The 12,595-nt window shown below is 67.9% G+C and carries 8 protein-coding genes; 2 read left to right on the forward strand and 6 right to left on the reverse strand.

Features of this window, described 5'->3' with window-relative positions; all coding sequences use genetic code 11:
- Nucleotides 1-56: 56 nt before the first annotated feature.
- The 3 genes from Q3A80_RS09660 to Q3A80_RS09670 all read right to left on the reverse strand — a co-directional run bounded on the left by Q3A80_RS09660 (nucleotide 57) and on the right by Q3A80_RS09670 (nucleotide 3,677).
- Nucleotides 57-1,136, reverse strand: coding sequence for a glycosyltransferase family 4 protein (locus Q3A80_RS09660; RefSeq protein WP_446328816.1), 1,080 nt, complete (start codon nucleotides 1,134-1,136; stop codon nucleotides 57-59).
- Nucleotides 1,137-1,163: 27 nt separating this feature from the next.
- Nucleotides 1,164-2,312 (reverse strand): glycosyltransferase, encoded by a 1,149-nt coding sequence (locus tag Q3A80_RS09665; protein ID WP_446328817.1) that lies wholly within the window; start codon nucleotides 2,310-2,312, stop codon nucleotides 1,164-1,166.
- 318 nt (nucleotides 2,313-2,630) lie between these two features.
- Nucleotides 2,631-3,677 (reverse strand): glycosyltransferase family 2 protein, encoded by a 1,047-nt coding sequence (locus Q3A80_RS09670; protein ID WP_446328818.1) that lies wholly within the window; start codon nucleotides 3,675-3,677, stop codon nucleotides 2,631-2,633.
- 299 nt (nucleotides 3,678-3,976) lie between these two features.
- On the opposite strand from Q3A80_RS09670, the gene Q3A80_RS09675 reads away from it, so the two are divergent.
- Entirely contained in the window at nucleotides 3,977-5,269 is a 1,293-nt protein-coding gene (locus tag Q3A80_RS09675) for a right-handed parallel beta-helix repeat-containing protein (protein WP_446328819.1), read from the forward strand.
- A 66-nt stretch (nucleotides 5,270-5,335) separates the two neighbouring features.
- Here Q3A80_RS09675 and Q3A80_RS09680 read toward each other — a convergent pair whose 3' ends face one another.
- Together Q3A80_RS09680 and Q3A80_RS09685 are read right to left on the reverse strand one after the other, a co-directional pair.
- The gene (locus Q3A80_RS09680; RefSeq protein ID WP_446328820.1) at nucleotides 5,336-6,961 is read right to left on the reverse strand and encodes a mannose-1-phosphate guanylyltransferase/mannose-6-phosphate isomerase; all 1,626 of its coding nucleotides are present in this window, start codon (nucleotides 6,959-6,961) and stop codon (nucleotides 5,336-5,338) included.
- Nucleotides 6,958-7,542, reverse strand: coding sequence for a drug:proton antiporter (locus Q3A80_RS09685; protein WP_446328821.1), 585 nt, complete (start codon nucleotides 7,540-7,542; stop codon nucleotides 6,958-6,960). Before Q3A80_RS09685 ends, Q3A80_RS09680 begins: the two co-directional genes overlap by 4 nt.
- Before the next feature lie 1,133 nt (nucleotides 7,543-8,675).
- Here Q3A80_RS09685 and Q3A80_RS09690 point away from each other — a divergent pair.
- Nucleotides 8,676-10,067 (forward strand): sigma 54-interacting transcriptional regulator, encoded by a 1,392-nt coding sequence (locus tag Q3A80_RS09690; protein WP_446328822.1) that lies wholly within the window; start codon nucleotides 8,676-8,678, stop codon nucleotides 10,065-10,067.
- A 57-nt stretch (nucleotides 10,068-10,124) separates the two neighbouring features.
- Here the strand turns inward: Q3A80_RS09690 and Q3A80_RS09695 are convergent, their stop codons facing one another.
- Complete coding sequence (locus Q3A80_RS09695; protein ID WP_446328823.1) at nucleotides 10,125-12,569, reverse strand: glycosyl hydrolase 2 galactose-binding domain-containing protein; 2,445 nt, start codon at nucleotides 12,567-12,569, stop codon at nucleotides 10,125-10,127.
- Between the last annotated feature and the right edge of the window lie 26 nt (nucleotides 12,570-12,595).

Genomic DNA, 12,595 nt, shown 5'->3' on the forward strand with positions numbered 1-12,595 from the left:
CCGCGCGGCCGGCAGCGCACGCCGGCATCCGTTGCAGCGCCGGCGTGTCGCGCACGCTACAGCGTGTCGAAGATCTCCGTCATCATCTCGGCACTTCGGCTCCAGCGGTATTTCTCCGCGTGCAGGCGGCCCTTGCGCTTGAGCTCGGTCCTGAGCTCGGCGGAGTCGAGCACGGTCCGCAATTTCCGCGCGATGTCGTCCTGCGAATACGGATCGCAGTACAGCGCGGCATCGGCGCAGACTTCCGGCAGCGCCGCGGACTGGCCGACGACGACCGGGCAGCCGTAGCGCATCGCTTCGAGCGGCGGTATGCCGAAGCCTTCATAGATCGACGGATAAAGGAAGCACGCGGCGTTCTGATACAGCGCCTTCAATTGCTCGTCGCTGATGTAGCCGACGTACTTGATGTTCGGTTCTGCTGCCGAGACATGATCCTGCCGGCCGAATACGGTGGCGTTCTGCATCCCGACGATGACGAGGTCGACGCCAGGATCGCCGAGCTGCCGGAATGCCGCGATCAGCCGTCCGAAATTCTTGGTCGGATTCATGCTGCTGACGGCGAGCACGAAGCGGTCCGGTGTCAGCCCGTGCTTGTCGAGCACGCTCGTGTCCGGCTCCAGCGCATCGAGATGATCGGCGCCGAGCGGCACGACGCGGATTTTCTCGGCGGGCACGCCGCAGTGGTGCGCGAGGCGATCGCGCGAGAAGCGGGAGTTGGTCAGCACGCACACGGACGTGCGGGCGAGGATCCAGAACATGACCCGGTACCACACGCGAAACGTCCTGGAAAAATGCGCCGGTGTGTCGAACACGGCTGCATCGTGCATGTAGATGATCTGGCTGCGGATGAAGATCGAAGCCGAATTGCCGAGATTGACGATGCGGCCGCGGCGCGCGAAGAGCGGCAGCACCAGCTGCTCCCAGACCACGCCCTTGTAAAAGCCTACCTTGACCGTGGTCGCGCCGTTCACCGCGACGGCAGGCTGAGGAGGCACGAGGACGGTCACCGGATCACGCGGGCGAACCTTGATCAGCGCGGCGATCAGCTCGCGGGCGACACGTTGCACCCCGGTGGTCTTCTGCGTCGTGAAGCGGCCGTTATAGACGAGTTGTGGCGGTTTCTTCAAGGCGGTCATGTCAGTCATTGAATGGCGAAATCGAAATCAGGCTTTGACGTGATCCGCGGCGACCGGCTCGAACTCACGCGCGGCGCCGCGCGCCTCGTCGGAGCCCAGTCCGTAAAGGGCATGCCATTGCCGGAAGATCGCACTCATCGAAAACCGCTGAACGGCCCGTTTTCGTGCGGCTTCGCCCATCTGCTCACGAAGCTGACGATCGTCGCGGAGGGCGGTCAGGTACTCGACCATCTCGTCGGCGGTCGACGCGACGTAGCCCGTCACGCCATGAATCACCACGTCGCGATTGCCGACGACGTTCGTCACCACGGCCGGGATCCCGGCCACCTGCGCCTCGATCAGCGCGACCGGCATGCCCTCCCAGCGGGAGGTCTGCACGTAGATGTCCAGTTCCGACGTGAGCGTCAGCGCACGCTCGCGGGTCACCCAGCCGCTGCATAGGACGGCGTGCCGCGTGGCGGAGTCGGGGATCTCTGCCGCGTCGCCGCCGATCCACAGAAATTCGACGTCGGAGCCGTGCAGCGCGTCGGCGAGCTGCACGAATGCTTGATGGTTCTTCTGGAACGACGCGCGACCGCTCATTCCGACGACGATCTTGCGATCGTCGCGGGTTCGGCGCGGCGGAATCTCCGCGACGTTCACGCCGTTTTCCACCAGCACGGCCGATTTCGGCCGAACTTTGCGGTTGATCTCGCCGAGCTCGCTGCCCGAGCACGCGACAATGGTGCCGCCGATGCGTGCCGCGATGCGTTCGAAGCTCAGATACGCGAACTGCTTGATGCGCGACACGTCGCAGCGCAGGAATGACAGACCGTGCGGAGAGTAGAGCACCGTCGCATTCGGCGCGGCGATCCGGGCGGCGATGCGGCCCAGCACGCCGGCCTTCGACGAGTGCAGATGAATCGCGGTCGGCTTGCAGTCGCGCAGGTTCCGGACCAGCGCGTGCAGGCTGCGCAGATCCTGCCGGACGTTGACCTCGCGCACCATGTCGACGTGGACGAGCTTCACGTCGGGCCGGAACAGCGTCGCAAAATCGCTCGGGGTTTCGGGCCGGATCGAGTGAAGCACCGTCACGTCGACGCCCGCTGCGGCGGCGTGATTGGCCAGATAGGTCAGCATCGACAGCACGCCGCCACCGAATGCTTCGGCAATATGAACGATCTTTTCTTTGGTCATCTCTGGGTCTGTCGATTCGATCGCGCGGTTCGCTGCTCGGCAGGACGCCGGGGCGGCGTATCGTCAAGTCGCCGGCGAGTCGCGCGAACCGGGAGAGTTGTTCGAGGTATTACGCATTCCTGATTGATGAATGCGTGATCGTCTCCGTCATTGCTTCCGGAAGGTCGGGATCGGTTTCGCTAGCGCGCCACGCGGCGCGAACCCTTCGTCACGCGCGCATCGATGCGTTCAGACCATTGTGCAGCGCAGGCCGGACGCACTGGGTGCGATGGCTAACCGAACGATCGATTTGGCCCGCGCAATTGCGATCGGCGCCGTTCATTGCATGTCGGTGCGTTGCCTGGACGGCTTGCGCACGCGGGCGAGCGGATTGGAGAGGTAGCGGATCGCACGATTGCTCAGTGCGGACGACGGCAGCAGACAGGCGAGCGACAGCGCGGCGACGGCCGCTTTCTTGGCAGGGCGCCAGAACGGATTGCGCAGCACGGTGTGCCAGTAGCGTCCGGATTCGCACAGGAACCAGTGCCAGCGCCGCGCCAGCGGCGCGCGATACAGCGTGCTCGCGAAGCGTGCCTTCTCGATCGCGAAGTCGAGCGGGGCGATCGGGAGCGCTTCCTGCAGCCGCGTGCCCGCGAGGGTGCGCAGCGTGGACCAGCGGCGTTCGGCCTTCGCGGCGCCGGTGGCCGCGTCCTCCGAATTGGTGAGGGCGAGTGCCGGGCCGTCTGCCGTGCTTGCGGTCGACTGCTGGTGCACGCGATAGCCGCCGAGCGTCGCGTCGATCATGTGGACGGCACCGAGCAGCGCGATGCCATAGATTGCGTAGAAATCGGCGCCATGCAGATTGTCGGCGGTGACGGGCACCGGAAAGATACGCTTCAGCGCAGCGACCCGATATGCATTGCCCGATGCGGGCGGCGACGGGTACAGCCAGCCCGCGCGCAACAGGCGGCCGCAATCCGTATCGACTGCCGACTGCGGCACGCTCGCACCGGTCCGGACGCCATCGTGCGCGATCACGTCGAGCCGGAAATGTACCTTCACGAAATCGCCGGATGCGAACGCGGCGAGCACGCGTGCCGCGGCATCGGCATAGAGCAGGTCGTCCGCGTCGAGCAGGATGACGTAGCGCGACGTGACATGCTCCAGCGCACGGTTGTACGCGGCAACCTGGCCGCGATTCTCCTGGAACACCGCGGTTACGCGCTCGCCGTACGAGCGAATGATGTCGCGCGAATCGTCCGTCGAGCCGTCGTCGACGACCAGCACGCGAACGCCGCCCACGGTCTGCGCGAGCGCCGAGTCGATCGCGTCGCGCAGGTACGCACCATGGTTGTAGTTGCAGATTGCGATGGTCAGGTCGGTCATGAGCGGAAGTCGGACGAGCGGCGTGCGGACGGTCGTGGCCATGATACGGATTGCGCGGCAGCGCACAGTTCGCGAGCCTACCGTTCGGGAATTCGCGTTGCGCAGCGAATATCGCGTCGTCGACGCAGTGTTGGAACGCTTGGTCTGATGACGCACCGAAGCCGGCCACGGGGCAGTGATCTAATCGACGCCGAAGTGTCGTCACTTTCGGCGACATCGCGGGCGGGCCCGGCGATCTGCGCGTCAACGCGCGCGCAGGGTTCGCCGCGCACGAGGACTTGCCACGGAAACGATTCGATATGCATGGATTGCAACGCCTGTCGCCCATTTGCAGCGTGATCGCCGGCATGTGCATGGCGGGCGGGCTGTCGTGGCCGGGACTCGCCGTGGGCGCGTCCGCCGCGGCCGGACCGGTCGCGCTTCACGCGAACGTGCCGGACGCGTACGTGCGTCCCGACCCGGCCGCGGCCGACCAAGGCGACGCGCTGCAACGGGCGCTCGACGCGCTGCAGCCTGGGCAGCGGCTGGTATTCGCGCCGGGGCGCTATGTCGTCGGCCGTTCGCTGGTCGTGCGGCAGGCGCGTGTGGTGCTGTCGGGATTCGGTGCGACGCTGATCGCCACCGCGCCGAATGATCAGACGATCGAACTGCGCGGCGACGGTACGACACTCGTCGGGTTCCGGCTCGCGGGAACCGGCACGACGCGACTCACGACGCCGGAGTCGACGAAGATCGAAGTAACGGGGCGTGACGTGCAGGTGCTCGACAATATCGTCGACGGCGGCGCCAGCGCCGGCATCTTCGTGTTCGGCGGTGCGGACGTCGCGATCGTCGGCAACGAGGTGCTGTCGACGCTGGCGGACGGCATTCACATGACGCACGGCTCGCACGACATACTGGTGCAGGGCAACGTCGTGCGTGGGACCGGCGACGACATGATCGCCGTGGTGAGCTACCAGGCGGAAGGCGTACTGACGCGCAACGTGATGATTACCGGCAACTCGCTGGAAGGTAATCCGTGGGGGCGCGGCATTACCGTCGTCGGCGGTCGGAACGTCACGATTTCGAACAACATCGTGCGCAACGTGCAGGTCAGCGCAGGCATTCTCGTCGCGCAGGAAGACAGCAACCGCACTGCCGGCTCGTCCGACGTCCGGATCGAGCGCAACGTGATTGCCGAGATCCAGACCGCGGCAGGCCGGACGGATTCGCGTCCGCTCACACGGCAGGCGGCGATCGAGGTCAGCACGTGGTCGGGCTCGGTTTCGCACGTGACCGTGGTCGGCAACCGCGTGTCGAACGCGCGATTCGACGGCATCCGGTTGTGGGGCAACGTGTCGGGCGTACAGCTGGCGGACAACCAGCTGTCCGGGATCGGCGGTATGCCGGTGCGGGTCGGCCCTGGACCGGATTGCGCGGCCGGCTCGCCGGCGGCCCATGCTGCCGACAGCCAGGCAAAGGGCGCGCCGTGTGCAAGCGCACGCCGGGCGCAGCCGGGCGCGCCGGACGCCCGCGGCGCCGATACGTCGTTGCTGCCGCGTGTGCGCGAATCCGTCAGGCGCGCGTGCTGGTCGCCACGCGGCATCGATTGATCGTGCCGCATACGCATGTGCGCGTCCGCACCGCGCGGCGAGCGCGGCGGAACGGCGCGCATGCACCTATCGAACGGCGTCGCGTTCCTCCGCTTCCTCCTGCGGCTCGTCCGGTTTGCCGGGTTCGCCGCCCGACAGCGGTACGGTCGGCGCCAGCTGCGCGGAAGTCACCCTCGTCCGTGGCGGCGCGGTGCCGACGACCGCCCGCCCGTACTGATCATCGAACCGCACGATATCGTCCTCGCCGAGATAATCGCCCGACTGCACCTCGATGATCTCGAGCGGAATCCGCCCGGGATTCTCGAGGCGGTGAACCTCGCCGACCGCAATGTACGTCGATTCGTTTTCGCTGAGCAAAAAGCTCTCGTTGCCGCGCGTGACTTTCGCGGTGCCGCGCACGACGATCCAGTGCTCGGCGCGGTGGTAATGCATCTGCAACGACAGCCGTTTGCCGGGTTCGACGACGATCCGCTTGACCTGGAACCGTTCGCCGAGATCGATCGAATCGTAGTGTCCCCACGGCCGCTGCACCTTGCGGTGCTCGCTTGCCTGCGGGCGCCGCTCGGTCTTCAGGCGCGCGACGATGTCCTTCACGCGTTGCACGTCGTGCTTGTTCGCGACCAGCACCGCGTCGGGCGTCTCGATCACGACGACGTCCTTCATCCCGACGCACGCGATCAGCCGGCCTTCCGAGCGCACGAGACTGTCCTGCGTCTCGTCGAACACGACCGGGCCGCGCGCGACATTGCCCTGATCGTCCTTCGGCATGATTTCCCAGATCGCGTCCCACGTGCCGACATCCGACCAGCCTGCCGACAACGGCACGACGATCCCTTCGATGCCGAGCTCGGCGCTTTCCGACAGCCGTTCCATCACCGCGTAGTCGATCGAGTCCGACGGGCATGCGTCGAAGGCCGTCGCATCGATCCGGAAGAACGGATCCTCGGCGATGCCGGCGCGCCACGCCGCTTCGCATGCCGAATGGATGTCGGGCGCGAGCGCGCGAATCGCTTTCAGCCAGATCGACGCGCGCGTGACGAAAATGCCGCTGTTCCACCAGTAATCGCCCGATTGCAGATAGCGGTCGGCGAGCGCGGCGTTCGGCTTCTCGACGAAACGGCCGATCGAATAGCCGCCTTGTCCGCCGAGGCGCCCGGTGCGCGGTTCGCCGACCTGGATGTAGCCGTAGCCGGTTTCCGCGCGGCGCGGCAGCACGCCGAGCGTGACGATCGCGCCTTCCTGCGCGTAGCGCGCCGCGCGCCCGACGGCATCCTGGAATGCCGCAACGTCGCCGATCACGTGATCGGCGGGCATCACGGCGAGCAGGGGATCGTTCGCGAGCGCGCTGGCATCGAGCGCCGCGAGCGTCAGCGCGGGCGCCGTATTGCGCGCGGCCGGTTCGAGCAGGATGCGGGCCGGCGCCGCGCGCCCGAGCACCTGTGCGGCGCTCATGATCCGATGCTGTTCGCCGCACACGAGCAGCAGCGTGTCGCCGAGCGACGCATTGGCGATGCCGTTCAGGCGGCGCGCGGTCGCCGACAGCGGCGATTCGTTCGAGGTCAGCTCGATCAGCTGCTTCGGATACTGCTCGCGCGACAGCGGCCACAGTCGCGTGCCGGACCCGCCGGCGAGAATGACGGGCAGGATGCAGGGCAGTTCGGGTTCCGGGACCGGACGAAGGGTGGTGGTCATCGATTGGCTCCGGTATCGGCGGACAGCCGGGTGTGTGCGTGGCCGTCGACGCGCGGCTCACCGCTGGGCGACCGCGGTGCCGAGACGGCCCGCGACAGCAGTTGACGCAGCGCGCCGGTCGCGCGATCCGCCGGCCGCACGAGACCGACGAACGGGGTACCCTGTTCGAGGTACGGGCCGTAGGCCTTGCGGAATCCGAAGCGTTTGTAGAACGCCTGGCGCTGCTCGGGAACGTGCGTGCGTACCGCGACGTCGGGCCACGCGGCTCGCGCGGCCGTGAGCGCGCGCTGCATCAGCTGCTCGAGCGTGCTGTCGTCGCGACACACCTCGCTCGTCAGCACCTTGTCGATCACGACGTCCGGATCGACTTCGTCGCCGGGCAGCACGCGCGCGTATGCGACGACTTCCGCGGCCTCGCCGGTGTGCAGCCGCGCGTACACGTGCAGTGCGTGCGCATCCTTGCCGTCGATGTCGAGATGCGTGTACGCGTCCTCGACTACCAGCACCGCATTGCGCGCGCGCAGGATCGCGTACAGATCGACGGCGCTCAGATGTTCGAATTCACAACAATGCCATTCCATGATGCGGTCCTCGTGTGAAGCCTTCAGCACGCCGGGCCGCACGAACGCGTTGGTTTCGTTTCGTTACGGCGCGGCGATGCCCATGATGCGCACGCCGCGCGCGACGGTCTGTTCGAAAGCGTACTCACGTTCCGGTTTCGCACGGCGCGCGCCCGGCCGCGCGCCACGGGCGCGTGCCGCGAGCGGCGCAATGTGCGGCAGCACACAGTGGCCGGGCACGGGCTTTCCGATAATTGAGTGCGTCGGTCATTCCTTTCAGGGCGCCTGCAGCCGCGCGCGCCCCGGCACATGTTGCGTCCGCGCGTCGCGAGCCCGGATGGGCTGCCCCGTCCCCGGCGGCCGTGTTGCATTGCGGCAGCAGCTCCGGTCGGCGGGGGCCGCGCCGACCGGTCGACGTCTTCGAGCGGCAGCCCGGCGTCGCGTCGTGCAGTCTTGGCCGCGGCCGGCACGGCCGTCCGGTTCGTTACGACCTTGTAACGAACGTGCCCGCGCGGCGTGTGCGCGATGTGTCATGCTGGTGTCGCGGCCGACACGCCATTAACGACACGCGAAACACGCTCTCCGGATTTTTTCTGCGATTTCGGCGAGAATCGCGGGCAATGACCAACGCCGATGTTGCAGAAAAGTAGTATTTGCCACTGATTGACGGGAATGGTCGTGGATAATCAAATCTGAGTCGCTAAACCGGCGCCGCACCGGGCTGCCGGTCGCGTAACCGGCTGAATCGACGTTTTCTTTTGGTAACAAGGCCATTTCAACCGCGGTGTAAATTCAGGAGCGGATCAAACGAGGGCGTCATTCCGGGAACGGGTTGGCGGCCATCCGGTTCAGCATCGAGCGCGACTGTCGTGTACGACGCGACGCAAGTGCGGACGGAGTTTCCGTTTGCCGGCGTGCCCCGCCTGACGGCACGTCGCATCAAAGCCGGAATGCCGCGGCCCGGTGGCCGCGCATTCCCTTCGAGTTCGATGACAACGAGGCCGGATGACATCCGGCTCGACCTCCGGGGGCTCTCGCCGTGTGTATTTTCGATCTTCGCCAAAGCTGTGGAAACGCAGTGCGGACAGGCGGTCATGCGCCGCCATCCGCGCGCACGCGAATGGTCCGCGGAGTGCAAAAAGTGATGGTTCGTTATGAATATGCCAATAACGCGCGATAAGAGCGCCGACGGGGGGAGGACCAACGGGCAGCGTCCTCTGATTTACTGGACCCAGTCGCCGTCCGTCATGCTTCGCAAGGAACTCGCGCGACGCGACTGGAAAGTGGCGATCGTCGCGCATGCAAACGAGCTGCGCGACACGTCCGGCGAAATCACCTGCGGCATCCTCGACCTGAGCGGCGGCCATGCCGACGCGATCGGCAGCATCGCGTCCACCTGCGCGTCGATGCGCGACGTCGTGTGGGTCGCGCTCGTCGAGGCCGGCCAGACCGCGTCGCCGAACGTGCGCGCGCTGTTGCGCGACTATTGCTTCGACTACATCACGTTGCCCGCGTCGCATCAAAGGATCGCCGATACGGTCGGCCATGCGTACGGGATGGAATGCCTGTTCGCGCGCGATCGCGAGCGGCTCGAATCGCAGGAGCACGGCATCGTCGGCACCTGCAGCGCGATGCTGCGGTTGTTCGATACGGTGCGGCGCTTCGCGCGCACCGACGCACCGGTGTTCGTGTTCGGCGAGACGGGAACCGGCAAGGAGCTGACGGCCGTCGCGATCCATCGTCATTCGGAACGGCGCAACGGCCCGTTCGTCGCGGTCAACTGCGGCGCGATTCCGCCGCACCTGCTGCAATCGGAACTGTTCGGCTACGAGCGCGGCGCATTCACCGGCGCGAACGCGCGCAAGATCGGCTACGTCGAAGCCGCGAACGGCGGCACGCTGCTGCTCGATGAAATCGGCGACTTGCCGCACGAGAGCCAGGCGAGCCTGCTGCGCTTTTTGCAGGAACGCTCGATTCATCGCCTCGGCGGCAGCGATCCGGTGCCGGTCGACGTGCGGATCGTGTCTGCGACGCACGTCGATCTGCGCGAAGCGATGGAAGAAGGGCGGTTTCGCGCGGACCTGTTCCACCGCCTGTGCGTGATGCGCATCGACCAGCCGCCGCTGCGCGCGCGCGGCAAGGACATCGAGCTGCTCGCGCATCACATGCTCGAACGTTTTCGCGGCGACGCGCGCCATCGCGTGCGCGGCTTCTCGACCGATGCGATCACGGCGCTCTACAAGCACGACTGGCCGGGCAACGTCCGCGAGCTGATCAACCGCGTGCGCCGCGCGGTCGTGATGACGGAAGGCCGGCTGATCACCGCGCAGGACCTCGAACTCGAATACTGCCTCGATGCGGCGTCGCCGTCGGTCGCGGACATCCGCAAGTCGATCGAGCGTGAAGCGATCGAAACGGCGTTGCTGCGCACGCGCGGACGCGTCGCCGCTTCCGCGCGCGAGCTCGGCGTATCGCGTGCGACGCTGTATCGCTGGATGGAGGCGTACGGCATCGAGCGGCCGCGCGGTACGGGTTCGTCGGACTGACACGCGGGGCGCGGCCGGGCGAGCGCGCGTGTCGTGTCGAACCGGCGCGTTGCCGCGTCAGGCGGCCGGCGTCGCGCGTACGGTACGGGCGGCGTTGACCGCGCGGATCTCGACGTTCGGCGGCGCATCGTCGGTGCGCGGTTCGCCGGTGCTGGCGAGCGGGACCAACGCGACGCGCGCCGGCGTGCCGGGCGCGAGATCGAACCAGTCGTCGCGCGGCACGTATCCCGGCGCGTCGATCTGCACGTGGCGCGCGACGTGGCGCGTGTCGATGTCGACGTGCCACGTATCGCCGCTGCGCGACACGCATGCGTCGATGCCGGGTTCGCGACGCGAAAACACCGCCGGATGCGTACGCGACGGAAAGTAGAACGCCTGCGACAACAGCGTGCCGTCGTCGGCGCGCAGCGTCGCGACGACGGTATCGTGTTCGCACGGGCCGAAGCGATACGCGTAGGTCCAGTCGAAGAAGCGGCCGAGCAATTCGGCGGAGCCGACCCGCATCGCGTCGTGCGCGGCCATCCGTACCGGTCCGGCGGCCCGCGCAACGGGCGTGCGGCCGTCGCGCAGCGCGACGAGTTCGACAGTGGCCGACAGCGGCGCCGCGCGTTCGTTGATCACGTGCACGTCGATGCCGTTCAGCCCTTCGTCGACGAGCAGCACCTGCACCGGCTGCAGCACCTGGCGCAGCGCATACCACACGGATTTCGGCCGATGCGCCGCATCGATCAAGCCCCATCCGGCGCCCGGCATCACGTCCTGAAACTGCCAGACGAGTGCGCCCGCGCAGCGCGAGCCGGCGCGCCGCCATTCGGAGAACGTGTCGCGCATCACGTCGGCGATCGCTGCGCGCGACAGCTCGAAGTAGCGCGCCGGATCCTCGCGCCGCAAGCGATCGGGCGCGACGTCGTACAGCGTGCGCAGATAGTGGTCGCGAATGTCCTCGAAATCCCACGACGTGCCGGGGTCGCGCGGCACGGCCGCTTTCCACCGCGGCTCGTGAACGCCCGGCCAGCCGAGACTCTCGAGCATCGCATCGCACGGCACGTTCGAGAACGCGAGGCACTCGCTCGCGAAGCGCACGTCGGCGCGGCGCGCGTCGTCGAGCGGGCGCAGGTACGCGCCGACGCCGTAGTAGTGCGACACGCGCTCGCGCGGCACGAACGGCAGCACGCCGCCGTCGGGCGAGTCGGGCACGTAGACCGTGTCGGGTCGTCGTGCTGCCGCATGGGCGGCGAGGCGTTCGGCGGTCAACTCGACGAAGCGCTGCTTCGGCCCGAGCCCGGACATCGCGGCTTGCTGCGCGATCTCGCTGCCGCCGCACAAGACCGCGAGCGAAGGCGACGCGCGATGGCGCGTGAGGAACTGTCCGGCTTCGCGGTCGACTGCGTCCGCGAGTGTGCGATCGTCGAGCCCGTAGTCGAAGTTCGCGAACATGAAATCCTGCCAGACCATCAGTCCGAGCCGGTCGCACCACGCGTGGAATGCGTCGGCCTCGTAGGTCATCGTGCCGCCGACGCGAATCATGTTGAAACCGGCGTCGCGCGCGTGCCCGAGCAGGCGGCCGTAGGTGGCGTCGTCCGCGTGCAGCGCGAGCGGCGCGGCGCTGCTCCAGCAGGCGCCGCGTGCGAACACCGGCACGCCGTTCACGCGCAGCCCGAAACCCTTGCCGTCGTCGCCCGCGTGCTGCTCGATCGAGCGGAAGCCGGTCGCGCCGAGCGGCCGCCGGTCTGCGCCGATGTGCAGCGCGATGTCGTAGAGCACCGGTTCGCCGTGCGTGTGCGGCCACCAGCGGCGCACGTTCGGCACGGCGACGGTCGCATGCAGCCGGTCGGCGCCGCTGCGCTCGAGCGTCGCGTGATGTTCGCCGCACGACAGACCGGCGGCGAACGCGTCGGGCAGCGGTGCCGCGAACGCGAGTTCCGCATCGAGCCAGCCGGTGTCGCCGTCGACGCGTGCATGCAGGTCGCAATGTACGAGCACGGGGCCGTCGGCCGGGTCGAGTACGTCGACGGGCCGCCACGGTCCGGTCGGCACGCAACGCGGGAACCAGCCCGGCATGTGTCCGAACAGCGACGTGCGCACGGTGCGCAGCGTCGCCGGTTCGGCCAGCCGCGTGCGCCAGCGCGCACGGCGCGGCGCGCGCGCGTCGCGCAGGTGCGGCGCGAGCGCGCGGAAGCAGACGAACAGCCGATGCGTGCCGTCGAGCGTCACGGGCACGTCGTGCGCGACGAACATGCTGTCCGAGCACAGGATCGGCGTGCCGTCGAGCCACGCTTCCGCGAGCGTCGCGAGGCCGTGAAAGCGCAGCACGCGCGGCCCGTGTCCGCGCAGGTCGACGCGATACCAGTGGTCGCGCTCGGCGAGCGACGCCGTCTCGTCGGGCCGGCCGGCCAGCGCCAGCGCCTGCGCGACCGTACCCGGCACGGGGGCCGCGATCCAGTCCGCGCCGGCCGGCAGATCGCGCGGCTCGCGCGCGGCGCCTGCGGCCGTCGCGAGCATCGACCACGCGCGTGGGGCGCGCGTGC

The organism is Burkholderia sp. SR8, from assembly GCF_052851275.1.